The sequence below is a fragment of the Ideonella dechloratans genome, from assembly GCF_021049305.1.
GTDB lineage: Bacteria > Pseudomonadota > Gammaproteobacteria > Burkholderiales > Burkholderiaceae_C > Ideonella > Ideonella dechloratans.
Genome location: NZ_CP088081.1, coordinates 427898 through 453178, shown reverse-complemented (window position 1 = coordinate 453178; position 25281 = coordinate 427898). Strand labels below are relative to the sequence as shown.

Here is a 25281-nt window from a genome sequence, read left to right as displayed (position 1 = left end):
CACTGCGCCAGGTTGGTTCGGATCTCGCGGCCCGCCCGCTGCGGGCGGGGCATCAGCCCAGCGAAGGCCGCTCAAAGCCATGCCGCTCGATCAGCAGCCACTCGCGCCGGGCCACCTCGTCGAGGGCCTGCGCATCATAGTAGTGGCCAAAGGGATGGGGGCGGGAGGAGCGGTTGGTCGGGCGGGCCTGGCGCAAGGCCTCGCACTGCTCGGCGCTCAGCGGTCGGCCCAGCGCCTGCACGGTGGCGATGAGGTCCTCGGCCAGGGCATGCAGGCGGATCATGTGGGCCGGCCGGAAATGGCGCCGCGTCCACTGGCGCAGGTCCTCGGCGCTCTCGGCCTCGCTGGCCAGGCTTGTCACGCCGTGGGTGAAGAGCTTCAGGTAACGGTAGCTCATCAGGCCGCAGCCCCAGCGCCCCAGGCCCGAGGCCTCGAAGCCGGATTGCACGGTGCTGCGCATTTCCGGCAGGCAGACGGCCCGCAGCCATTCCCGGAAGCCCTGGGCGCTGCCGGTGTCGGCATACCAGACGTCGTGGGCCCGCTGTGGCGTGAGCTGCTCCAGCGCCAGATCGCCGCGCTCGCGCTGGCGCGCCTGCAGCAGCGGCAGGCTGCGCTGCCAGTTCTGGGCATCCACCAGGCGGGTGTAGAGGCTGCCGCGGCGCTGGCAACCATAGGACCACAGCGACAGGTACCAGGACCAGGGATCGCGCACCGAACCGATGATGACCCGGTCGGCGCCGAGCTGCTCGTCGCTGGGCTTGTTGTGCTTGCCCTCGCTGTGCCCGCCCAGCAGCGCCTGCAGTTGCTGCTTGATGTGGGTGGAACCGGTCTTCTGGAGCTCGACGAAGACGTAGTTGTCGCCGATCAGCATGGACCGCTCCCCTCCTTCATGGCCGGTACTGCGCCCGCGGATCAGCTGGTGCGGCCGTAGGTGTCCTGGAAGCGGACGATGTCATCCTCACCCAGGTAGCTGCCGGACTGCACCTCGATGAGTTCCAGGTCGAGCTTGCCCGGGTTGGTCAGGCGGTGCACCTCGCCCAGCGGGATGTAGGTGCTCTGGTTCTCGGTCAGCAGCACGGTCTTGTCGCCGCAGGTGACCTCGGCCGTGCCGCTGACCACGATCCAGTGCTCGGCACGGTGGTGGTGCATCTGCAGGCTCAGCGAGGCACCGGGACGGACCATGATGCGCTTGACCTGGAAGCGACCACCATGGTCGATGCTGTCGTACCAGCCCCAGGGCCGGTGCACCTTGCGGTGCAGGGTGTGCTCGCCTCGGCCGCAGGCGCTGAGCTGGGTGACGATGTGCTTGACGTCCTGGCTGCGGGCGCGGTCGGTCACCAGCACCGCATCGGGGGTCTCCACCACGACCACGTCGCTCAGGCCCACCACGCTGACCAGGCGACTGGTGGCATGCACCAGGGTGTCGCGGGCATCCTGCAGCAGCACGTCGCCCTGGGTGACGTTGCCGGCCTCGTCCTTGGCCCCGACCTGCCAGACGGCATCCCAGGCCCCCAGGTCGTTCCAGCCGGCGGCCAGGGGCAGCACGCGGATGTCGAAGACGCTGCCGGGGCACTTCTCCAGCACCGCATAGTCCACCGATTCGGAAGGCACGGCGGCGAAGGCCTCCTTGCCGGGACGCACGAAGACGCCATCCTGCTCGCGCGCGGCCCAGGCGGTGCGCACGGCGCTGGCAATGTCCGGCCGGAAGGCCTCCAGCGCAGCCAGCCAGACCGAGGCCTTGAGCACGAAGATGCCGCTGTTCCAGGTGTAACCGCCCTCGGCCAGGTAGCGCTCGGCGGTGGCTCGGTCGGGCTTCTCTACGAACTGGCGCACCTTGGCGACTTCGCCGGGTTCGGCCGCCACCGCGCGGATGTAGCCATAGCCGGTCTCGGGCCGGTCCGGGGTGATGCCCAGGATGACGATGGCCCCGTCGGCGGCCACGCGAACGGCCTCGCGAAGCGTGGCGGTGAAGCCGGCCTCGTCGGCCACCGTCTGGTCGGCGGGTGTGACCACCAGCACCGGGTCCTCACCGCCTTCCAGTGCGGCCAGGGCAGCCAGGGTGAGGGCCGGTGCGGTGTTGCGGCCCACCGGCTCCAGCAGCACGGACGCCGGGGCCTGCTTGAGCTCGCGCAGCTGCTCCAGCGCCAGAAAGCGGTGCTCGCCGTTGCCCACCACCAGCAGCGGACGAGCGGCGATGTCGTCAGAGGACAGGCCAGCCAAGCGTCGAACTGCCTGCTGGAACAGGCTGTCATCGCCCGACAGGCTCAGGAACTGCTTGGGAAAGCCGGCGCGCGAAAGCGGCCACAGGCGGGTGCCGCTGCCACCGGCCATGATGACGGGTTGCACGGGGATGAGTGTGGAGGGCATGACGTGATCCTTGAACTGGCCACAGTGTACGGGAGCCCCATGGTGGAACATGGACCGACAGCCCCGCTGCGGCCCCACAGATCAGGGGAGATGACGCAAGATGCGCACCCTGGGCCGTCGGCCGTGGCGCTCTCCCCTCAGGACGTCCATCGAACTGACGACAAGACGCCCCGAAAGCTCAGCCCGCCAGCGGAAGCGACAAGCGCCGGGACAGCCAGCGCGAGAAACGCTGCCGCTGGGCGTCGAACTGGGCATCCAGGGCCATCCGGGTGGCCTGGGCCTGCGCCAGCCAGGCCGCCAGGGTGTCGGTCGCATCGCCGGACAGCGTCCGACACAGCAACTCGGCCAGGGCCTCGGGCGATTCGGCCACCGGCAGGCGCCACACCTCGTTCAAGCCCTGGATGCCGGCCGGGGTGGCCAGCACCGGTCGCCCGAAACACAGCGGCTCCACCGTCTTGATCTTCAGACCGGTGCCACCGACCATCGGATTGATCGCGATGTCGATGGCGCCATAGAAAGTCTGCAGTTCCTGGACGAAGCCCAGCCGCACCACCCCCGGCTGCTCCGCCAGGTGGCGGCTGATCCCCCCGGCCACCAGCAATTGCACCGGCGGCCGGTCAGGCCGGGCTTGCCAGGCATCCAGAAAGGCCCGCAGGCTGCGGATGTTCCAGTCGTTGCCGCTGCCCAGGTAGCCCAGCACCAGGGGTGCGCCAGGGCGGCGGGGCGTGAAGGGCGCGACCTGCGGCTCCAGGTAAGGCAGGAAGAGGATATGGCGGTGGCCGCGCGCGGCCATGGCCCGGGCCTCGTCGCGCTGGATGGCCAGCACCGCATCGGCCCAGGCGAAGGCCTCGTCTTCCTGTTGCAGGCTGGTGCTGAACCAGGCGGGCGCCAGGCCGGCCTGCTGATAAGCCAGGGCCCGGTCGGCGAAGATGTCGTGGCTGTCCAGCACCTTCAGCACCTCCGGCCCGAAGTGCCGCAGCAAGGGGGCGTACCAGACGTAGTTGACATGCACCACCTGGTAGCCGCGCAGGCGGTGCATTTCGCTGGCCACGGCGTGCAGCTGCGGGTCGTACCAGTCCATCAGCTGGCAGACATGGTCTGCCCCGATGCGCTTGGACGCGCGCGACTCCAGCAGCTGAACCCGGCCGAAGCGCCCCTGCAGGGCACGCAGCAGCCCAGGATCCAGCCCCTCCTCCCGGTGATAGAGCAGATCGATCTCGAAGCCCATTGCCTCGTACAGCCGCACCAGTTGCATGATGCGGCGGGCATTGCCCTGATCGGCCGGCACCAATCGGTTGAAGGTGACCAAGAGCACCCTGGGGGCGCGCGGAGGAGGAAGCAGGGCACTCATGCCGGCCACTCCCAGGCCAGGGTGCTGAGTTCGCAAAAATCCTCCTTCGGCAAGGCCCAGGCCGGGACGTTGCCGTGGAAGAAGGCCGGCTGATCCTCCGGAAGGGCCGGCAGATCCGCCTGCAGACGCAGCGCCTGGCCCCGCCAGTTCGCCCGGGCCAGGCGCAAGCCCCCGCCCTGGAGGTACAGGGGCAGCTCCGCCAGCCGCACACGCACGTTGGGCAGCAGGGCCCGCCAGCACAGGGGCCCTTCCCAGGGGCGGATCAGGCTGAAGTTGCCTCGCCGGTCGGTGAGCGCACGGCCCCAGACCATGGTGCGCTGCTGGGCCAGTTCGGAACTGGCCACCTGGGCTTCCGAGCCCGGCAACTGCAGCCGCCAGATCGGCTCCCCGGTCTGCAGCAGTCGCAGCGGGGCCCGCAGAGGCCCGGTCACGGCCCAGGCAGAACTGCCCTGCCCCGTCCAGGCCGCGGCCTCTTGGGCAGTCTGCCGCAGACCGGCAGAAGCCAGGCACTGCCACCCCGACGGAGCCGGCAGGGGCTGCAGACCCAGGCGCTCGATGGTCTGAGCGCAAGCGGACCAGCCGGCCGCCTGCGCGCGCCCCCACAGCAGGGTCTCGCCGGGCCCGTCGCGCCAAGCCGCCGGGGCCAGCCAGGCTGCCACGGCGCGTGCGTCATCGGTCACCCCCCCCACCCGCAGCGCCGCGCGGGACAGGAGTTCGTTGGCATCCTGGGCCTGGGCTGGCTCGCTCACGGTCAGGCGCGGGCGCGGGGTGGGCCGGCAACCGGGCAGGGCGTGAAAGTCCCGACGGGGATCGTCGCCGGGATGCAGCCACACCACGGTGGCCGCGCGCTCCAGCAGAGGCCACCAACGCCGCTGCGCATGAGCCAGCACGATCACATGCCCCGGACGCTGGCGCCAAAGCGCGGCCAGCCAGGCGTCGATCAGACAGGAAAGATCCACCCCATGGACACGAGAAGGTGCGAGAGGGGCATTCATGCTGCGCTGCTCCGATGACAGCGGTCCAACCACGCCTGCCAGGCCGGATACAGCGCCTGCGGCAAGCGATCGGCTTGGCGGGCCTGCTCTTCGGTCTGACGCTTCAGCCGCTCATCCGGCGCCAGGCTCGGCACAGCCGCCACTTCGCGCATGGCCTGTGCCAGGGCGGCCACCAGGCCTGGCCCGACCGGCACCGGCATCACCTGAGGCGAGACGTACTCCGGGTAGGCACCAATGTCGACGGTGACCACCCGCCCACCGCCCAGCGCCGCTCGGGGCAGGATGCCTGAGGACTCGCCATAGGTGGGATAGCGCAGCACAAAGCTCAGATCGGCCCGTGCAAGCAGCACGTCGAGCGCTTCGGCATCCAGGTAGCCCGTGACCACCGGGCCATCACCCTCAGGCCACCAGGCGGCAATGCGCCGGGCCAGGTCGTACTCCGCAGGTCGCTCCTCGCCAGCAAACACCAGTCGCAGCATCGGGCAACTGGGCTGGACCTGGCGGTAGGCCGCCAGCACCTCGTACAGCATCTTGTTGCCGGTGAGAAAGCCCGGCACCAGCAGCAACTGGTGCTGCGGGCCGATGCCCCAGGCCTGCAGGATGGCCGGTGCCTCTTCACCGGGCGGTGCGGGCGGCAGGACAAAGTGCGGAATGCGGGCCAGACGCCGCCGATCCAGTTCGGGGACGGCGCCCAACAAGCGGGTCTCGGCATAGCGGGTGTGCACGAGGACACCCGAGGCCTGCTTCAGCACCCGCGCCAGCATGAGGCACTCCTGGTACATCAAGCCCGGCGTCACCCCCAGCGAACCGTCCCGCCGCAGGAAGGCCGGGGGGACAGCATGGCCATCCTCGGCCAGCCAGCCGGCCATCAGCGCCCCCATCCAACCGCGCTCGGCGGCCAGCTGGTGCAGGTAGAACAGGGAGACATCGTGCAGCACCACCGCCCCGGGGTAGGCCAGGAGGTGGTCCAGCATGTGGACACAGTCGCCGTTGTTGCCCAGGTTGTAGAGGATCTGCCCCTGCGGGTCGGGCTGGCGCGCCAGAAACTCGGCCTCACCGATCACCGTCCAGTCCGCATGGGCCGGACGGGCCTGTCGCACCCGCTCCAACTGGTCCGACGCGGCCACGACGCAAACTTCATGATCGCGCGCCAGCCAGGGCAGGTACTCGGCAATGTAGTCGGCCAAGCCGTTGCGCTGCGGCGGCAGCGGCGTGAAAACGTAGAGTCGGCGCCGGGCCGCGCCGGCCGGCACACCGCTCATGGGACGTTCCGATTCGCCGCGTCGCTTGTCGGATGGGCCGCCAAACGCGCCTGGAACTCGCGTTCCAGCTGCACGCGCTGCAGGCTCAACATCTCGGAGCACAGCCCGATCACTTCGGTCTTGAACAGATCCAGGCGCGCCGGCGCCGTGTCATCGGGTCGGGTCAGCAGCAGCTGTTTGAGAAACTCGACCTCCGCCTCGAGCACCTGCAGTCGATGCTCGGCCAAGGAATCCGATGCAGGGCCCAGCCGGATGGGATAGCTGGCCAGCGGCTGGCCCTCCGGACCCTGGACATGCAGACGGTTCTCCCCATCGACCAGGGCCTCCAGCGGCAGGCTCAGCTCGAAGGAGAAGTTCCCGGCATCGTCCATCGCCCCCGCAAACGGCAAGGGTACCGGCGTCCCGTTGTTGAGTCGCGTCTGCAAGGCCGGCACATGCCCCAGGCGGTGACGGTCATGCACATGCCCCCGCAGGACCCCTTCACGCACCCGGTCGAACGCCACGCTGTACAGCAGGTCCAGTGGCGCGCCTTCGGTCAGGGCGAGCACCTCGTGCGGGCCCCGGAGCCTCTGTTCAAGCAGCCAGCGCCCCTGGCTGTCACGCACCCCCAGCAGGACAGCGTCTGCCTCCAGTTGACTGGGCAGCAGGCTGGCCTGCGGGATGCGCAGCGAGAAAGCGCAGCCCTCCCGGGGAGGTATCGGCAACCCGCCCCAGGCCTCGTTGAAGTCGAACATCGACCGCTGGGCCACAGCCGAGGTGAGCGCAACACCATCAAGGCAAAGCTCCACCCGCTCGTGACGCACGGATTCGTCTGCGGGCACGGCGAAGCCGAGCACGCGGCCGTGTGACCAGTCGATCACAGCATGCGACAGTCGCCCAGGTTCCGTGAACATCTCCTTGTTCATGGTGCGTCCTCGAACACATCGGGGTCAGCCGCGGTCGACCCCTCCGCATCCCCCGTTAGCAACAGAGACGCACGCAGGGAACGAAGATAAATTGCCCCGCGTCCGGAGACAGGAAAAATTACATGCAGTTCCAGTGCCTCAAGCTCTTGAGGTCTAAGCGGACCAAGATCCAATTGAAAGTGCAGGGTCTCTCCCTCCAAGGCAGCAGTCTGTCTTGCCTGAGATTCTTGACCTGCATGGCGCCAGCCGCACTTGAATTGCACGGGAGAACGAGGGAACGAATCGACTTGGGTCGACACCAGCAACCGAGCCCCGCCGGCCACTTCGGTCTTCAGCGCCGCTCGGAGGTCAAAGACGATCGACATCCATTCACCATCGAACTCTCGAAAATTGATGCCGAGCTCGAAACGTCCCGTCCGTGATCCGACGGCTGGTCGCTGCGCCAAGAGCACCCAACCCCGATGGCTCCCTGCATAAAACCGTATACATTTGTCCAGCGATGTGCCACGCACAGGCTGCTGGATCACGGGTTGCCTTAACGGGCGCCAGAAAATTTCTGGCTCGATATCCAAAGCTAACGAAGAAGCTTCCGCGGGACATGCTTCCGTCGAAGCCGACAGCGTACCCGCTGTTACCACAAGCTCGTCAAGGCGGCGCTGCAAATCCCTCAATCCGAGCAAGATCTCTTGCAACTCACCAGCCCTGAACGAGGAAGACGAGTCAGACATTTGGCACCGCCTTTAAAATATTCATCCGCTCCGCGGCCGTCAGCGCGAAGGAGGCAGGTAAAAATGCTTGAGCATCTCATAGTCAGCCTCATATATTTTCACCAGCCTTCTGAGCGAATCACCCCCAAGGCGTTCCAATTTCAGCTTGGGTCCACCTTGCTGAGAATGAGGAATCCTGAATTCCTGCCCGGTCCTTTTTGATATATCCGCAGCAAGTGCGTCAATCTCGTGGAACGCATAGACCCTACTAAATGATTCCAGTGGCGCCACGAAGGCACTGATAGGCGAAAAATGGTGCCGGATCGTCGGCACTTGGCAATAGAACTCAAAGTTCGCGATGAACTGATCGAGACTGGGGTTGGCTGGAAAATCTTCTAAATCCACGCCACTCATGCTGGGCAGCGACGCCAAGTATTCCCTAGAAAGTTCGCGATAATGCAAGACCCTATTGGAAAATCCAGACAGAAATCGTTGAATAGGATCCCGAACCACGACAAAGCGCCAAGCAGCCTGCGCAATGTCCTGCTCATGCCGAAAGAAGTAGTCGTGAATATACCCGCCACCTGGACGTTTTCGATCACCAAAATTCTCACCTGTGGCCAAGAGGAACAGCGCTTCCTTCAAAGAAGTACAGGCCACTTTTGGAATCGATTGATAACCAATCGACCACTGCGCCAAGAATATCCCATTCACGGCCGGCGATGGATACTCCCTGAACTCAACATTCAGCACAGGCACTTCCTCGCCCTTCCGAGACCTTAGGCGCAGATGGACCGGCGACTTGGCATCAGCCAGAAGCGAGACTGACGACAGGCGGGCTTGGCGAGCAGCGGGTAGATCGGGCCACTTGCTCGCCAGCGCAGGCGATGGTCGTGGCCATGCCAGCACTGTACTTTCCCCAGATTGCACCATCTCAAGCTCTGCAGGCTCGGTACTGTCGAAAAGCACAATGCCACTGGCTTGGCTGCGCTCCCCCCGGGGCAACAACGGAGGGATTCCTTCCAGACGGACCAACTTGACTCGCGCATCCTCGATGGATGGCCGTACAAGTTTGGGTCGAAGTAAAGTGGGCAGTTGCTCAAGACCTGTGAGCCAACCAGACTCCAGCGTCAGCAATTGCTCTTGCGCCTCAGTCAGCGGGAGTTGAACCGCCAAGGCTTGATCACGCAGACGCTCGCTTACCACCGGAGGCAGACCACGCGCCCAATCCCCCTCAGTTCCGACGGGCTCGACCAACTCCCAACGATGGTCCCCCTCGTCCATCAGACGGAGCAAATAGGTCAGACGATTCTGGCATCGCTGATTTTCTCTTAGCAGCGGTGGCAACTTGCTGTCGATCCCGTTCCATTTCCCCTCCCGAACCACCGCCCTCAGACATTGCAACGGGCTCCGCCAACTCACCACTCGATGCCTGTAGCCTGCACGGGACGCGGCCTCAAGCAAAGCCCATTGGAACGCTACGGATCCATCCTGGACGACATGAAGTATTGATCCAGAGGATTCCAACAGGGCCTGCAAGGACTTCCTGCACCCAACTCTTCGTCCTGGCTCATCCCATTGGCCAACAATCAACGACCCTGCCTGGAAAAGTGAAAATGGCCTGACCAGAACCCTTCCAAGCTCAACGGATGTCATCTCATCCAGCGGAGACAGAAGACCTCCGGATGGAAACCACCAAAGTACTCGCTCGGGTGCATCCATGCGCACCCTGCCTCGATCCTCATCCATGAATCAGCCCCTTCACGCCGCTCGTGAATGAAAGACTCCCAGACCACCTCGCTGAGCGGTCGACATCAAAGAAGCCACCACTGGATTCAAGCAGCATAGCCAAGTATTTGTTGTACTCCTCCGCGCCATTGAAGTGCTGCTTACGCGCAATCTCATGCAGCACCTTCTGGTGGAAGCCGGCGTGGTACTTGAAATGGGCAAAGAATGCCGGCTGCGGGGCCACCCTCAGGTTCGAGGCGTAGTGCAGCCCCTGAGCCAGGCGGACCCAAGGGGCATACCGGAACACCGCGATCTTCTGGGAGGTGTAGAGATTCGGCGCCGAATCTGGAATGAGTCGATGCCGCAGTGCGCTGAGGTACGTCACGGCATTCGAGTAGTGGCCCGCCCCCAACTGCCAGCGCTGCAGCGGCTGCCGGTCGAAGTAGGGTGCCGCCTCGAACAGGTTCTTAGCCTGGGCGAAGTCGGCTTCGGCCAGTTCCCCTGACGGGTACATGTCCACCATCAGGGTCTGTGCCGCATCGTGGCCCTGGGCCTGCAGGCCAGCCAGCCACTGGGTGATGGGCTGACGCTCGCAGTCTTCGTAGACCAGCAATTCGTCAATGTCGGCCAGCACCACCCAGCGCCCCAAGGCGTGTGCCCCCAGCACCGCCTGCTGCCAGGCCACCCCATAGTGCGAGTCACGATAGTCGGTGTCGGCGGAATAGAGCACCACATCGGGCTGGGCCAGCAGGTACTCGCGGGTGCCGTCGTCGGACAGGTTGTCCACCAGCACGAAGTGACGCACACCGAGCCCGCGGTAGTGGGCCAGGAAGTGGGGCATCAGGGTCTTCTCGTTGCGTGCCACCGCCACCAGGATCACCGGCGCCTCCGACAGTCGCGTCACACCCTGAGGATCGCTCAGCAACTCCAGTTGGTTGGGCGCCCGGCCGCCATCGCCCAGGGTGGGCGCCGCCAACGTGGGCCAAAGCCGTGCGGGACGCAGGGCCGTGGATGACAGGCCCGCCTCCAGCCGCCCCATGGATGCATGCTCGTCCAGGTGGGTGACCCAGGTCGGACTGGACCGCCCCGGATAGAAGCGGTTGTGCCAGACGTTGACCGGTGTCGCCCCCGCGCCAAAGCGGCGCCTCAGGTGCGTGTCGTAACCCTGGTCGCTGACCTGGAATCCGCAGCCCGCGAGCAGGTCGCCCACCAGCTTGTCCTCCATGAAGGAGGCCAGCCGCAGGCGCGCGCCCGACGAGGTGCCGGCATACCAGCGCAGGATGTGCATGGCGTTGCGGGAGACAAAGTAGCCACAGCCACCGTCCGCGTACACCGAGGGCTCGGGTGACTTGTCCAGTGCGCTGGCACCGCGGGCAGAGGCCGACTTGCCCTGGTGCCAGAGGCGGTCCATGTCACCGGCCTTGCGCCACAGTGGCCGCCCCATGTAGTGGTGCGCACGGTGCAGCGAACGGGCCAGGAAGGCTTCCACATTCAGGTGGCAGTCGTCGTCGATCTTGTAGACGTAGCAGAAGTCGGTGTGCGCCTCCACCCAGTCCAGCACGGCCAGGGTCTTGGCCGGCAGATGCTCGTAGGTGTCGGGCGCCGCCAGCGCCAGCACGTGGCCCGCCATGCCCTCAGGGGCTGCCCCGTCACCATCGCCCACCAGCACAACCCAGGGTACACCGTGCTCGGTGAGGGTGCGCCCCCAGCTCTCGCGGATGGCGCGCACACGCCCTTCCAGATTGGCGCGGCAGGAATAGACCACCACCAGGGTGTCCTGCAACCAGCCTGGGCTGCGCAGACGCAGCGCTCCGTCCTCAGGCAGCAGCGAAGCAGCCCTCTTGTCCTCGGGCAGGCAGCGCTCGAAGTCGTGGATCAGGGCCGCCCAGCCCGCCTGGTCCGGCCAACGGCAGGCCAGCCGGCGCAGCAGGTACAGGGCATTCCACAGCGGAGCGACCAGTGGCTTGTCGTGCGCACGCTCCTGCCAGGCACTCATCCACAGGCTGCGCAGCTCAGCCAGTTCCACCTCGGGCAACTGTCCATCGCCTTGCGGCGCCTGTTCGGCCATCAGCGCCAGACGCACAGTCGCGAGATAGGTCCCCAGAAAGTGCGTGTCCCACTTGTTCAAACGCCGGCAACTGGCGAGGCTGGGCAGCGCGGGGGAGGCCGTCAGCTCGGTGGCCTCGTTCAGGCCATCCCAGGTGGCCCATGCCCACCGAGCCCACTCCGGCAGACGGGCCTTTCCGGTGTTGCGAACCACAGCCTGCAGGGCCTCGGAGGGCAACTCGGCCTGCTCGTCCATCAGAGGGTGCGCCGCCAGACGCATCACCTCCTCCATGCCCAAGCCTTCGGCTTCAGCGGCCATATCGGACACGCGGGTGGCCAGGTCCTCACCCGGCACCGCAGCCAACAAGAGTTCGCGGGAGATCTGCAGGGCATCGGCCTGCCAGCGTGCCTGCCCGTAGCGGAGCAAGGCTTGCGCTCTCTTCAGCGCCTGTCCGTCCGGAGCCTGACCGGACGGTGGAACCAGCAGGGACTGCAGCTCCTGCATGACCGCTCGCCCACGGCGCAGGCGGTCGGGTTGCGTCCGGACATCCGGCCAGCGGCGGTCCAGGCACGTCCAGAAAGCTGGAACATATTGGTAGCTTCGCTCGGCCTGCTCCAGTACCTCCGTCGCCAAATTGGCGGGCAGCGCCGGCATCATCAGCAGCAAGGACACCTGCGCATCGATCAGGTGACTGTCATGAGAGCGTGCCCAGGGGTTCTTGGCCAACCCGCTGATCAGGTAGGCCAGGGCCCGCACCAGTCCGCCCACGGCCTCGTCGGCCAGCGGCCGACGTTCACTTTGCTGCAGCAGATCCCAAGCCGCCTGGCCCACACACTCGGTGTTCAGCCAACCGGGCAGTTCCAGCAGGCGCCAAACCATCTCGGCGGCCCGTGTGAAATCCAGCGAGGCCACATGCTCGGGCAGGGCCAAGCTGACAGAAGAGGCGTGGTCTGTCGCGCCTTGCTCCCGCAGAGCCGCGATGTCCAGCAAAGGCCGGATTTCATGGTACTGCCGCAGGCTGCAGAAAAAGGGAACGGTGTCGCGCAGAAAGCTCTGCCGCGTCACCTCCCCCAGGGGCACCGCGGACAGGGTTTCCTGCAAGACCTCGATGGCACGACGCCCGGACACCCAGCGCTGGTTGAAGTCACGTTGCGCACGCCACAGCGCCATCCGTCCCAGGTCTCGCTCGCCACCTTGGCTCAGCAACTCGCGCACACCCGTTCCCTGGGTCAGCAGGGCCGACAGGCCGAATCGCTCCGCCTCCCTCTGAACAAAGGCATCGAGTTCCGGAGGCAGATCGGGCAGGAGGGCCGCATGGACCGCATGCTCGATGGCCGCGAAAAGGCGGTACTGGTAGCGCTGGAGCTCAGCACCGGCGGCGGTGGCGGCGCTGCCAGCCAGAGCGTGAAGACCCCACAGTTCATCCACCAGACGCCGACGGCTCAGATGCAAGTTCACGGCGGACGGCAGGACCTGACCATTCACCCTCACCTGGATCTGGGGTTGCTGATCCGCGGTCAGCCGATCCCAGATCTGGGAGGGCACTTCGATTTCGAAGCCCGGCAGGGCCGAAGCCCCATGCACCGCACGGCGGACATCCTCGCGCTCGACACGCACCACGGCGGCATCCACGGGCGCATCGCCCAGCCAAAGGGAGATCGTCTCCTGACCGGCCTCGCCTGTCGCGGCCCAGCCTCGCAGCAGCAGCCCCTCCATTGCCTCGACCTGCCCCTGCACGGGGGGAGCCTCTGGCTGTGATTCGTCAGACGAGCGCACCGGGATCTCTTCCACCCAATCCGGCGGCAGACAGGCGGCCAGGCCGGCACGGTGTGCGTGGTCAAGCAGCAGCTGACGCGATGCAAGAGACAGGCCTTCCGGATTCCCTGCCGACGTCAGCGCGGCAGAGTGGAGGTTCAGCGCCTCTTCCAGCACCTGTTTCAGCCGCTCACGGTGCCATTCCATGCTGGGCACGCTGACCAGCACCTGTTGCCCGACCTGGACACTCAGGGTGCCCGCCCCTTCCTGCGGGATGCGGTCCCACAAGGCTGGCGGCAGGTCGATCAGGAAACCCAGGTCGAGCCGTTCCGACTGGAACGCCGCGCGCACGTCCTCGCGCTCGGCACGCCGCACAGCGGCCTCCATCGGCGCACCGTCCAGGCACAGCGTGAGGTCCTGATCGATGTCATCCGCCCCCAGGGCCCAGCCTCGCAGGGTGAGCCCCTCCAATGCCTCCACACGCCCCTGGATCGACGCGATCGCCACGCCGCCCCCCACATTGCCTTCGGCCTGCGGCCCCCAAACAACTCTCGCTCGACGCAAACTCATGCCAACTTTCCCAATTCAGACGAGCTCAGAGACCAAAGGCCACCTTGGCTGCAATCGCAATCTGGTAGAGGATCTGCGTGATGCCACGCGTGACCTCGATGTTCTTCGAATCGATCTTCGGCAGGATCATGATCTCGTCGCCCGGCTGTGGCGAAGACCCTGGCTCGGCCACCGTGCCGTTGGGGTGCAGCACGATCTCCTTGGAGGTGTCCGCCGACTGGGTATAGCCGCCGGCCATGGCGACATAGTCGGCCACCGATGCCCCCGGCTTGAAGACCAGGGCATTCGGGAACAGGACTTCCCCACTGAGCAGCACGGTGTTCTGCTTCTCCGGCACCACCACGACGTCGCCATCCTCCAGCAGCATCTGGTCAGCCTGCTCCTTGCTGGTCAGCACCACCTGCCCCAGGGGCTGGACCTGCTGGGCCTTGGCCACGAAGGACATCATCAGATCGGCCTCCTGTTTGCGCAGGGCGGCCTCCTCGGCCGTGGCTGAGCGAGCGGTCAGTGCAGCCGTCTCAAGATTGCGCAGAGACAGGTCCAGCGAACGCTTCTGCCTGTCCTGGACAGACTTGCGGTACAGCTGAATACCTGCCAGGTCCGCCTCGGGAGAGGGGTTCAGACGCGCCACCAGATCCTTCAGGCGGGCGCCATTGGGCATCACCAGAGCGCGCTCGCCCAGTTGGGCCCCCTCGATGCGCACCAGCAGCGTGGTGGGGTACTTGTCGGCGGTGAACGTCACCAAGTCGCCGTTGTGAACCATGACGCTCCCCAACTGAGACAAGGGGTAGTACTCGCTCTTGAGTTCGACGCCGGTGTTGCGCACCACGCTCACATGGGTGGCCGTGGGCTTGGGTTGCGCCAGGTGAACCAGTTCGGCCGCCGGCACATCGGGTGCGGACAACTCGAAGAGATAGGTGTTCTGCGCTTCGCCCTGGACCGTGACCGCGTACTGACGGGGCCGCACCACGACCGTGTCGCCATCGTGGAACTGGAGGCGCTCCAGTTTGCCCTCGAGCAGAAACTGGTAGAGATTGAGCACTGCGCGCGGCTTGCCGCCGCGCAGCACCTCCACATTCAGATAGCTGCCACGGTCCGGATCAATGCCTCCCGCGCGATCCAGGAAGCCCAGCACCGAATCGGAGGACAACCCGCCATACAGGCCGGGGGCACGCACATAGCCGGTCACGAACACCTTGACCGGCTGCGCCGATTCCAGCGTCGCATACACGCCTACATTGGCCTTGAAGGTGCGTTTGACCTGCTCGTCCACCCGCTGGTTGAGTTCGTCGTTGCGCACCCCCCGAACCTGGATGGGGCCGGCATTGGGCACGAAGATGTTGCCCTGGGCATCCACCACCTGCACGGCCTCGTAGTTCAGAGCCCCCCACATGCGCAGTGTGATCCGATCCCCACTGGCCACCTGGTAGTCGGGGTTGAAACCCGAGAAGCCCTGACTGGCGAAACGACCACTGAAGATCTGTGAGCCGAAAACCACGGGCTTGGCACCAATGGTCTGCGAGCCCGGCAGCATCGGCAGGGGCTGAGGGGGCGGCGCCGGAACCATGGCGGCATCCATCGTGGTCGGAATCTGACCCGAGGGAAGTCCAAGCATCTGCCCCAAAGACTGCCCCTGCCCCTTGGCCTCTCCGGAGGGCTCTGCCGCAAGGACCGTCGACAGGAGCGATAGAAGCAGAAAGCTCGACGCAAGCGTGCGAAGAAAGCGTTGCAGCATGGGTTCAGTCCTGGTGTTCGCGAATCGTGGCCATGGCCAGCCGCACGATGGTGAAAAGCATGCCGCACACGGCAACAACGGTGAGCCAATCAATGACCCGGTGGGGATAGGTCGCCAGATCCGGCAGGGTGGCCGGCTCGAGCACCATGAGCGTCTTGAGCTTGCGAACCGTGTCCATGCGCGCCTGCTCCGCCGCGGCCAATGCCAACTTGTGCTCTTCGTCGGCAAAGCCTGTCAGGGCCAGCAGGTTCTGATACTGACTGGCCAAGGCCGTCAGTTGCGCGCCGTCCACGGTTCCCGTGGCCCTCAGCCGCTCGACCTCGATCTGGGCCTTGGTGGCCTCCAGTTGGCTTCGCAGGCTGCGCACCTGCAGGCTGTCCTCGCTGAGGTAGGCCTGCGCAGCCTTCAGATCGGCCTCCTGCTTCGCCTGCGTTGCCTGCAAGGACGCTGTCAAGGTGCTGTTGGCTGCCGCCTGCGACAGCGGATCGAGCAGGCGGTGCTGGGTTTGGAAAGCCAACAGATCTGCACGGACCTTGGCCTGACTCTTGGCTGTGCGCTCCACCTCCTGCTCGGCGAAGAGCATGCGGTCATGCGCAATGCGGTGGGCGTTCTCATTGAGCACCGCCTCGGTTTCTTCAACCACAGCTTGTGTGAGCTTCTGCGCAAAGGCGGGTTCGAAGCCCTGGGCCTCGATGGTCAGCAGCCCGGAGGTTTCGTCCAGGGTGACCTTGATGCGGTTGCGGAAGTAGTTAAGGAAGTCCTCGCGACGGGCATCGGCGCTCAGGCGGTACAACACATCCAACCGTGGCGCACTGTAGTGCGCACGCAGATTGAAGCGCTTGTCGAGCTTGAGCATCAAGTCCGAGGACTGGATGTAGTTCTGGACGAAGAATGTGTCGACCAGCGACAGCGAACCACCCGCAGCCCCTCCCAGCAAGGCGGCCACCGACGAACTCCCGCCGGTGGGAAGGGAGGAGGTATCACGGACACTGACGACCGCCACGCTGGCATAGCGATCCGCCGCCATCAGGGTGTAGAACACCGTGGCCAGTGCGACAGGGATCACAAAGAGAACCCAGGTGACGCGTGCGGGCGTGACGAACTTCAGGGAATTCAGGTTCATGTCCCTTGCACCTTGGCGAACTGTTGGCGTTTTTGCTGCATGTTCTGGTAGAGCTCCAGCCCTTCCTTGACATCGTGATAAAGCGTGGCTTGGCCGTCCTCGAGGATCACCACCACATCGCACATGTTCTGGATGTCCTTGGGGTTGTGGGACACCAGGATGAGCTTGCCCTTGGCGACATGGGCTTGAAATGCGGCCTGGGCCTTCTTGCGAAAGATCGGGTCGCCGGCCGCCATACCTTCGTCGATGAGGTAGTAGTCGAACTCAAAGGCCAAGCTGAGCCCGAAGGTCACCCGTCCCCGCATGCCGGAGGAGAGCGTCTTCATGGGGAGATCGAAGAACTTTCCGATCTCGGCAAACTCCTCCACGAAACGCACTTTCTCCCGCGTCTGCTCCGGACTGGCGCTGAAAAGCCTGCAGACAAAGCGCACGTTGTCCCTGGAAGACAGGGAACCCTGGAATCCCCCCCCCAGACCCACCCGCCAGGACATGGTCTTGTCGGTGCGCACACACCCCCGGTTGGGCACCTCCACGCCAGCGATGATGCGCATCAGCGTGGACTTGCCCGCCCCGTTGCGCCCCATCAAACCGATGCTGGCGTCCTCAGGAAACTTGAAAGTCAGATCCCGGAAGACATAGTGGCGCCCCATGGGCGTCGGGTAGTACTTGGTGAGATTGACCAGTTCCAGCATGGGACGGCCCTCACTCGCCAGCAGCCAGTTCTTGGCGACGGATCCGACAGAGGCCCATGCCCAGAAAACACAAGGTCAATGCCCATAAGGAGGGATAGGCCATGTTGATGCCCTGGTCAACCCGGTACCCCGCCAAATAGGCCTCTCTCCCGCATTCCACCAAGTGCATCAGCGGATTGAAAAGAAGCAGCGCCTTGATGTCAGGCGTGGGAGCGTGAAAGACAAAGATGACCCCTGAGAGCATGTACAACGGCATGGATATCAGATTCACCAGTGTGCCGATCCGAGGCATCGGCCCCGACAGTCCAGCCAACAGGAGCCCCATGCCCGCGCCAAAAAAGAAGTAGACCGCCCAAACCGCGAAAAGATAGAGCAAATGCTCAGGAAAGACATATGGCACACCCAACCGTGCCAGGATCAGCATCGACAGAACGAAGATCAGCACATTCAATACCAGCTCAAGGATGGCCCGTGAAATGAAGGCATCCATGGGAACGACCTGCCGGTAATTGAACAACCCTTGGTTGGCTTTGGCGGCGTTCATCAGTTGCGACCACAGACCTGTGCAAAGCCTGAAGGGCATCAACGCCACCATCAGAAAGACGGCATAGGGGTAGAGCCCTTCATGCAGGCGCCCCCGCAGAAAGGTGTTGAAGCCCACCAGCACCCCCACCTGGGCCAGCGGGGTTCCCAGAAGCCACACCACCCCCGTCCAGTGGGTGCCGAAACGCGTCTTCAACTCCCGCATCAGCAGGGCAAAGATCACAGCGCGCTGAATTTGCCAGGGGGTGCGTTTCTTCACGGGTGGAACTTCACGAAGGGGACATCACCCCGATGAACGCCACAGGGCTGCCGGACCACGGTCCGGTTCGGCGGGACTTTAACTCAGGCCTCCGCACGGGCCATCGACAGAATTGGCACCTCATCGTCGCCCGATCCATCTCTTGCCCATCAGATGGCGCTGTCCGGCCCAGGGGCGAAACCGGGCTCGGTCGAAACGGCCGCCAGCAGGGGCTGGATCAGGGCGCGAGCCAATGCCTCGGGACGATCCGCCAGGGCCAGCGGAAGGATCAGGTGCTCGGAGCTGTGAGCCCGCGTGCGGTCGGCCTGCGCCCCCAGGTCGAAGACGGCCACGCGGCGTCCGCTGGCCAGCGCCGCCGTCAGCACATAGCAGTAGGTCTCGGGCCAGATCGACGGGATCAGGATCAGATCCGGCGCGAAGTCGTCGATCTTCTGCGGCAGTTCATGGTCGAAATAGCGCCCCTGCAGTTGGACGCCCAGCGCGGCGAGCCGGGCATCGTCCGAGGAGTAGCCCAGCAGACCCAGGGTCAGCGGCAGCGCCTGGTCGCGCGAGGCCTGCGCCAGCCCCGCCAGCACCTCGAAGCCTTTGACGTGGTTGATGGCACCGATCACCAGCACCCGGGCCGGCCGGCCGGCCGCCACCTGCGCGTGTCGCCCCGGCCCGGCAGAGGGCGGCTCCTCGTGGGGCTGCACCTCGACGCTCTCGCACAGCCCCCAGTGGGCCAGGCGCCTGGCCACATCGGCCGAAGGGGCGACCACGCTGTGGGCCGCGGCGAGCAGGGCCCGGGACTGCGCCCGCCAGGCGCGGATCGGCCCGAGGGCCTGCAACTCGGCATCACCGGCCAGACAGCGCCCGCAATCGTCCTCGCTGGGTTGCCCACAGAACCGCCCCGCCTGATTCACCAGGTTCACCCGCGGGCAGAGCAGGTAGTAATCGTGCACGGCCATGCGCAGGCGCAGGCCGAGCGCCTGGACCAGGCGCACCAGCAGGTCTGCGGTCCCGACCGGGAAGTCGATCAGGTGATGCACATGCACCTCATCGATCTTCAAGCGACGCAGGGCCTCGGTCAGCAGTTCCACTGCATCGAGCGGCACCTGCGCCAGGTTGTGCAGACCGAACAGACCCGGGTGCAGCAGCGCCAGCGCCCCTTGCTGGGAAGCGGGTCGCAACTCGAACACGCCCCAACCCTGTGACACCAGTCGTTCGTTCTCCTCCAGCAGGTGCCGCTCGGTGCCGCCGCCGCGGTTGTGGCAGACCAGCAGCACATTGCGCACCTCGCTCTGGCGTGCCAGCCGGGCCAGGTCCAGCCGGGCCCGCGCAGCCCAGGCCGGATCCTGCGCGATGTAGCGGGCCACATCCGGCTGGTAATTGGGATGCAGGCGGGCCAGGGTCTTCATGGCCTCACGGGTGCGCTGCAGGGCCTCGCCCTTGAAGCTCACCGACCCCACATGGCGTACATAGACGTCGCAGGCGATGGCATTGCGCCAGCCCCTGCGCAGCACCCGCTGACACCAGTCGTTCTCTTCGCCGTAGCCCCGACCGAAGTGGCGCTCGTCCAACCCGCCCACCTCGTCGAGGGCGGCCCGGCGCATGTACATGCAAAAGCCCACCCCGGTGGGCGCCTCGACATGCACGCCCTTGTTCACCTCGCCGGCCAGACGGTCGATCTCGGCATGCGACAGCTCCAGGCTGGCCCGGTTGTCGGCCAGGGTCTCCGGATAGCTGCAGATCGTGGCGTTGTTGGACAGGGGCGTGACGCTGGCCAGCCGCGGATGTTCCTGGGCATGGGCCAGCAGGCGGTCGAGCCAGTCGTTGTAGACCACCGTGTCGCTGTTGAGGATCACCACGTCATGCCCCTTGCACAGACGCAGACCATGGTTGACCGTCTTCACGAAGCCCAGGTTGCCGCGATGCTGCTCCAGCACGAACAGGTCGCGCGCAGCCAGGCTGCGCAGCAGGGCATTGAGCTCGGGATCAGGGCCCGCATCGTTGATCACCACCACGCGGTGCGGCGTGCGCACCGGCGCGGTGAGCACGCTGTGCAGGCAGGCCAAGGTCTCCTGCAGGCCGCCATAGACGGGGATGAAGACATCCACCTCGGGCGCCGCGCCCCAGGCCCGGGGCTGCACCTCGGTCCAGACGGCAGCCTCCCGCAGGTCGGGCCCCGCCGGAGCCGCCCGGGCGATGGGGGCCGACCGCCCGCGGGCATCCCCCCCCTGCAGCAGCGGCCCCAGTTCCCCCGACGCGAATGCCGACAGCACGCCCCCCTTGAGCATGCGCAGCTCCGGCCGCCCATTGAGCAGGCGCCGCATGTCCAGGCCCGGCAAGGGATTGCGGCCCTCCCGCCAGCCCCAGCGCTGGAAGTGGACCAAGGCGTCGATCGCCGTGCGCCCCACATCGGGATAGCTGCGCAAGTAGTAGTCAGCGTCAAACCACGGCGAAGGCGAGAAGCCCGTGAAATGGGCGCACAGCCCGAAGTGCAGCAGCCGGTTGACCCCCTGCCGGTCCGGCCAGTGGGCGTCGTAATGGCGCACGTTCAGCAAGGGGCTGGGCGACAGGCCGGCCGCGTCGCCGTGTTCCACGTAGTGCCGCAGCGGGGTCAGGCCGCCCAGCCGGGCGGCGTCGACCTGGGAAAGGTAATGGTCGCGGTCGAACAGGCCCAGCAGCCGGGTGAGCTCCACCTCGAAATCAAGCAGCGCCCGCGGCCGCCCCAAGGGGCGGCCCAGAGCCCGCGCCAGTCGAATGCTCTGCAGCATGACCTTGGCGTCGAAAGCCCGCTTCGGCACCTTGATCAGAGCCACGTCAAAGCTTCTCCATCCCTGCGGAACCCGAATGCCCCCTCACGGGTGCTCTTGTTCTCCCCTGCCGGGCCCGCAGCCTCCTGCGGAATGTACACGCCGCCGTCATGCGTGGCTTTCTGGCGCCGGTGAGGCGGGCGACCGGGGCGGCAAGAACGACAGCAGGCCTGCGGCGCGCCACTGCGCCACCAGGGCACGCTCGCGGTCCCAGGCGTGCCGACGGCCCCGGCGGTGCCAGCCCCCCAGCACATGGGAGTCTCCCGCGACGGTCTCGGCAATCCCGGTCATGTGCAGCCCCTGCCCCAGCCCCATGGTTGTCAGCCAGGCCAGCACGAGCGCGCCGGCACTGGGCGGCGCCCCCAGGCGGTCGACCAAGGCCCTCCAGACGCCCAGCGGTACCGTCAGCACCGGCACACCCCGGGCCCGCAAAGCCTGCACCTGCGGCCATCCCTCCATGGCCACCAGCGGATCGGCACCGGTGATCACCGCCCAGGCGGGTGTCTGCAAAGGAAGCGCCCGACAGTCGGGGGCCGCCACCCAGACATCGAGCCGATGGCCCAGGGCCGGCGTCAGATCCTGTCCGGGTGGCTGCCAACGGTTGAAGCGCAGGACCACGGCATGGGCATCGATCTCCGCGCCCCGGGGCCGCTCCAGCACGCTGCCTGCGTTGCCCACCACGCACACACCCCCTGCCGCCCGGGCCTGCAGCCAGGCCACGAAGGCCTCCCGCGCCTCCTGCATCGCCACCACCCGGGGGCCGGTCAGACTGTCGCGCAACAGCGCCAGCCGCCGGGCGTTGCACCGCTCGCGGGGGAAACCTCCGGCCACGGCACAGGCCGCATCGAGCGCGCGACACCAGCGTCCGGGCAGGGGCCGCCCATGGTCTCGCCAGCACTGCGCCAGGCGTTGCAAGCGAAGGGTGTCTGGCTGGTCGCGCCAGGCCAGCCAGCGCAGGCGGCGCAGGCCATGGCCATAGTGGCCGCGCCGACGCCACCAGTCCGCCCACAGCGTCAAGGCCAGCGCGCGCCACCCCATCAGGCCGACTCCTCCGGGGGCCGCATGGCGGCGAGCCAGCCCCTCGCCAACAGATCGATGTCGGCCTCACGCAGAACGCGCGAGCGCAGCCCCCAGGTCACGGCCCGATAGGCCGCCGGCTCGTCCAGCAACCGGGTGATCCAGCCATGCCAGTCGGCGGCCGTGGCCGCCACGCAGGCACCTGCGCCCACCAGGCGCTGCGCATCCGGCAGCGGCGAGCAGACAGTGGGGTGGTTCCAGAACGCCGCCTCGATGACCTTGAGGGCGGACTTGCAGGCGGTGAAGGGCGTGGCCTCCAGCGGCGCCAGGTGGATGCCAGGCCGCCGCACCTCGGACAGATAGTCCGCAAAGGGCACCCTGGGCCGATGCTGCACCTGGTCGGCCGGCACATCCAGGGCATGGGACAGGGGCCCCACAAGCTCCAGTCGCAGGCCCGGTCGCGCCCGCAGCAGGGATGACAGCAGTGGCGCCACCTGCGCGAAGTCGCGGTCATGGCTGCGCGTGCCGGGCAGGTAGCGCAGCACGGGCTCGGCGCGGTCCTGCACCGCCGGCTCGGCCTGGGTGCGCCAACTGCGGTGGACGGCATTGGGCAACCAGAAGATGCGAGCCGCCCCGCCGGGACCGGGCTCGGTCGCCAGGGCCTGCGCCAGGGCCTGGGTCGAGACCGTAACCCGGTCGAACAGCCGCAGGGCCTGACGGTGACGCCAGAAACGGCGCCGCAGGGTGCCCAGGGGCAGCTGACGGTTGAGCACCGCCGGACTGTGGTGGGCCTGCGCCGGATCGAACACCAGGTCGTCCACGTCGGCCACCAGCCTCACGCCTTGTCCGCGCAGCTGGCGCTGGATCCACCAGAAGCGCCAGGACAGCTGCGGCCGGTGGAACACGACGATGTCGGGCCGTCGGGCCCAGCCAGGGCGGCTGAGGTGGGACAGCGTCACCTCGTGCCCCTGCGCCGTCAGGGCCAGCGCGAGGTTCTCGCAGCGGTAGGTGTAGGAGGGGTCCTCTCGAAACCGATCCGGGTTCTTGTTGCAGGCCAGAAAGGCAATGGCCAGCGGACGGGACACGGCAGACTCCGGGGAAGGCGTGGAACGCAGGGCGCGTCCGAGTGTAGCCGCAGGCCGCTCGTGCGCCCGGTTCAGACCCCCTGGATCACCCGGCGGTACTGCATGGCTTCGGCCACATGGACCACATCGATCACGTCCCGGGCCGCCAGATCGGCGATCGTGCGCGCCACCTTCAGCACCCGGTGGAGGCTGCGTCCGGACCAGCCCAGCTGCTGCGCCGCGTTCTGCAGGAACTGGCGCGCCGCGGGCGCCAGCGGCGCATTCGCCTCCAGGGCCTCGCCGGCCAGTCCGGCATTGGGCCCGCCCTGCCGGGTCTGCTGCAGCGTCTGGACCGGCCGCACCCTGGCCACCACCGCGGCGGTGGACTCGCCCACCGGACCGTTGAGCAATTCGTCCGGCCGGGCGGCGGGGACCTCCACCTGCATGTCGATGCGGTCCAGCAGGGGCCCCGAGATGCGGGCCTGGTAGCGGGCCACGGTGTCCGGGGCGCAGCGACAGGCCCGTCCCGTCACCGCCTGCGCGCCCAGCCAGCCGCAGGGGCAGGGGTTCATGGCGGCAACCAGCTGGAAGCGCGCCGGGAAGCGGGCCTGGCGTGCCGCGCGCGAGATGGTGATGTGGCCGCTCTCCAGTGGCTCGCGCAAGGCCTCCAGGGCGGAACGTGCGAACTCCGGCAGTTCGTCCAGGAACAGCACACCACCATGCGCCAGGGAGATCTCGCCCGGCCGCGGGGGGCTGCCACCGCCCACCAGGGCCGCCGAGCTCGCACTATGATGGGGCGCACGCACCGGTCGGGTGCAGCCCGGATCGACCTCCAGACCGCCGGCCCCCAAGCCCTGCAGGGCCGCGCTTTCCAGGGCTTCCTCCTCGGACATCGGCGGCAGCAGGCCCGGCAGGCGCTGGGCCAGCATGGACTTGCCCGAGCCGGGCGGGCCGACGAGGAGCAGGCTGTGACCGCCGGCGGCCGCGATCTCCAGCGCCCGGCGAGCCGCCATCTGCCCCCGGACATCGGCCAGGTCCAGCGCCTGGGGGCGGGCCCGGGGAGCCGCCGGCCGCGCCACGGGAAGCGGCTCGCCCTGAGGCAGCAGGGACTGCACCACCTCGCCCAGATGGCTGGCCGAACGCACCTCCAGCCCGGGCACGCGCGCCGCCAGCGCAGCACTGTCGGCCGGAAGCACCAGGCCGCGGCAGGCCCCCTCCTTCCGAGCCCCCAAGGCCAGGGCCACAGCGCCGGTGACCGGGCGCAGTGCCCCGGCGAGCGACAACTCGCCGGCGAACTCCCAGCCCGCCAGCCGCTGCGGGTCGATGATGCCCTGGGCCGCCAGGATGCCCAGGGCCATCGGCAGATCGAAGCGCGCCGACTCCTTGGGCAGATCGGCCGGCGCCAGATTCACCGTGATGCGCCGGTTGTGCGGAAACTCGAAGCCGCTTTGGGCCAGGGCCGCGCGCACGCGCTCCCGGGCTTCCTTGACCTCGGTGTCCGCCAGCCCCACCAGGGTGAAGCTGGGCAGACCATTGGCCAGATGCACCTCCACCATCACCGCAGGCGCCTGCACCCCGTCCAGGGCCCGACTGGCCACCACCGCATACGACATCACACCCCTCCGCGCTGCCGGCAACGGGCCCCACGGCCCGCCCGATCACAGGGCACAGGTGTAGCCGAGGCCGCGCCGAACGGCCATCCTTGGCTTGACGACGCCATGACACCAACTTGGTGCGTCTCTCCGCCCCACGCGAGGCACGCACCAAGAGTGAACCCCGGGCAGGTGCATGGCCGGCGGATGGCGATCAGGGGTGGCATGAAAGCTGCAAGACGCTTGTCGATTCCGTTCCAACCCACTGTTCAGCCGGGAACGGTCCAACCGGAGCCACTGCATGAAGTCCTGTTGCATCGCACTCGCCACGTTCGCTGTGGCCGACCTTCTTCCCGGCCACGTCCACAAGACGTTCTGACACCCAGCATCACGGCCAGCACGCCCGTTGGCCTCAACCCTCCAGGAGCACACAATGAAAATGGTGACAGCCATCGTCAAGCCCTTCAAGCTTGATGAAGTGCGGGAAGCCTTGAGCACCATCGGCGTGCAAGGCATCACCGTGACCGAAGTCAAGGGCTTCGGCCGCCAGAAGGGCCACACCGAGCTCTACCGCGGCGCCGAGTACGTCGTGGACTTCCTGCCCAAGGTCAAGATCGAGGCCGCCGTCGACGACGCGCTGGTCGATCGCGTGATCGAGGCCATCGAATCCTCCGCCCGCACCGGCAAGATCGGTGACGGCAAGATTTTCGTGTCCCCCCTCGAACAAGTCGTCCGCATCCGCACCGGCGAGACCGGCAAGGACGCCCTCTGACG

General features: G+C 66.8%; 18 protein-coding genes. 1 reads left to right on the top strand and 17 read right to left on the bottom strand.

Annotated elements, in window-relative coordinates:
* Nucleotides 1-52 precede the first annotated feature (52 nt).
* The 17 genes from LRM40_RS02120 to LRM40_RS02040 form a co-directional block, all read right to left on the bottom strand.
* The gene (locus LRM40_RS02120) at nucleotides 53-871 is read right to left on the bottom strand and encodes a hypothetical protein (protein ID WP_151124110.1); all 819 of its coding nucleotides are present in this window, start codon (nucleotides 869-871) and stop codon (nucleotides 53-55) included.
* A gap of 41 nt (nucleotides 872-912) precedes the next feature.
* Nucleotides 913-2367, bottom strand: a complete 1455-nt coding sequence (locus LRM40_RS02115; protein ID WP_231067678.1) for a mannose-1-phosphate guanylyltransferase/mannose-6-phosphate isomerase — start codon at nucleotides 2365-2367, stop codon at nucleotides 913-915.
* Between the two features lie 178 nt (nucleotides 2368-2545).
* Nucleotides 2546-3718, bottom strand: a complete 1173-nt coding sequence (locus LRM40_RS02110) for a glycosyltransferase (RefSeq protein WP_151124109.1) — start codon at nucleotides 3716-3718, stop codon at nucleotides 2546-2548.
* The gene (locus tag LRM40_RS02105) at nucleotides 3715-4713 is read right to left on the bottom strand and encodes a hypothetical protein (protein WP_151124108.1); all 999 of its coding nucleotides are present in this window, start codon (nucleotides 4711-4713) and stop codon (nucleotides 3715-3717) included. Before LRM40_RS02105 ends, LRM40_RS02110 begins: the two co-directional genes overlap by 4 nt.
* Nucleotides 4710-5975 carry a glycosyltransferase family protein gene (locus tag LRM40_RS02100; RefSeq protein ID WP_151124107.1) on the bottom strand — a complete coding sequence of 422 codons (1266 nt, stop codon included), beginning with the start codon at nucleotides 5973-5975 and terminating at the stop codon, nucleotides 4710-4712. Before LRM40_RS02100 ends, LRM40_RS02105 begins: the two co-directional genes overlap by 4 nt.
* The gene (locus tag LRM40_RS02095; protein WP_151124106.1) at nucleotides 5972-6880 is read right to left on the bottom strand and encodes a hypothetical protein; all 909 of its coding nucleotides are present in this window, start codon (nucleotides 6878-6880) and stop codon (nucleotides 5972-5974) included. The genes LRM40_RS02100 and LRM40_RS02095 overlap by 4 nt, the downstream gene beginning before the upstream one ends.
* Nucleotides 6877-7608, bottom strand: a complete 732-nt coding sequence (locus LRM40_RS02090; RefSeq protein WP_151124105.1) for a hypothetical protein — start codon at nucleotides 7606-7608, stop codon at nucleotides 6877-6879. The genes LRM40_RS02095 and LRM40_RS02090 overlap by 4 nt, the downstream gene beginning before the upstream one ends.
* A gap of 39 nt (nucleotides 7609-7647) precedes the next feature.
* A complete protein-coding gene (locus LRM40_RS02085; protein WP_170288869.1) occupies nucleotides 7648-8763 on the bottom strand; it encodes a sulfotransferase family 2 domain-containing protein in 1116 nt (371 codons plus the stop codon).
* 565 nt (nucleotides 8764-9328) lie between these two features.
* The gene (locus tag LRM40_RS02080; RefSeq protein ID WP_151124103.1) at nucleotides 9329-13687 is read right to left on the bottom strand and encodes a glycosyltransferase family protein; all 4359 of its coding nucleotides are present in this window, start codon (nucleotides 13685-13687) and stop codon (nucleotides 9329-9331) included.
* Between the two features lie 25 nt (nucleotides 13688-13712).
* Nucleotides 13713-15266 (bottom strand): polysaccharide biosynthesis/export family protein, encoded by a 1554-nt coding sequence (locus tag LRM40_RS02075; RefSeq protein WP_231067677.1) that lies wholly within the window; start codon nucleotides 15264-15266, stop codon nucleotides 13713-13715.
* A 160-nt stretch (nucleotides 15267-15426) separates the two neighbouring features.
* Nucleotides 15427-16545: a KpsE/RkpR family capsule polysaccharide export protein gene (locus LRM40_RS02070; protein WP_151124101.1), complete on the bottom strand. Its 1119-nt coding sequence runs from the start codon at nucleotides 16543-16545 to the stop codon at nucleotides 15427-15429.
* Nucleotides 16542-17237, bottom strand: a complete 696-nt coding sequence (locus tag LRM40_RS02065; protein ID WP_151124100.1) for an ABC transporter ATP-binding protein — start codon at nucleotides 17235-17237, stop codon at nucleotides 16542-16544. Before LRM40_RS02065 ends, LRM40_RS02070 begins: the two co-directional genes overlap by 4 nt.
* Nucleotides 17238-17247: 10 nt before the next feature.
* Nucleotides 17248-18039: an ABC transporter permease gene (locus LRM40_RS02060; protein ID WP_151124099.1), complete on the bottom strand. Its 792-nt coding sequence runs from the start codon at nucleotides 18037-18039 to the stop codon at nucleotides 17248-17250.
* Nucleotides 18040-18188: 149 nt separating this feature from the next.
* On the bottom strand, nucleotides 18189-20840 hold the full coding sequence (locus LRM40_RS02055; RefSeq protein WP_151124098.1) for a glycosyltransferase: 2652 nt from the start codon (nucleotides 20838-20840) through the stop codon (nucleotides 18189-18191).
* Between the two features lie 102 nt (nucleotides 20841-20942).
* A complete protein-coding gene (locus tag LRM40_RS02050; RefSeq protein WP_151124097.1) occupies nucleotides 20943-21872 on the bottom strand; it encodes a glycosyltransferase family 29 protein in 930 nt (309 codons plus the stop codon).
* Nucleotides 21872-22936 carry a glycosyltransferase family protein gene (locus LRM40_RS02045; protein ID WP_151124096.1) on the bottom strand — a complete coding sequence of 355 codons (1065 nt, stop codon included), beginning with the start codon at nucleotides 22934-22936 and terminating at the stop codon, nucleotides 21872-21874. Before LRM40_RS02045 ends, LRM40_RS02050 begins: the two co-directional genes overlap by 1 nt.
* 71 nt (nucleotides 22937-23007) lie before the next feature.
* Entirely contained in the window at nucleotides 23008-24528 is a 1521-nt protein-coding gene (locus LRM40_RS02040) for a YifB family Mg chelatase-like AAA ATPase (protein ID WP_151124095.1), read from the bottom strand.
* A 412-nt stretch (nucleotides 24529-24940) separates the two neighbouring features.
* On the opposite strand from LRM40_RS02040, the gene LRM40_RS02035 reads away from it, so the two are divergent.
* Complete coding sequence (locus LRM40_RS02035; protein WP_022979924.1) at nucleotides 24941-25279, top strand: P-II family nitrogen regulator; 339 nt, start codon at nucleotides 24941-24943, stop codon at nucleotides 25277-25279.
* Nucleotides 25280-25281 lie beyond the last annotated feature (2 nt).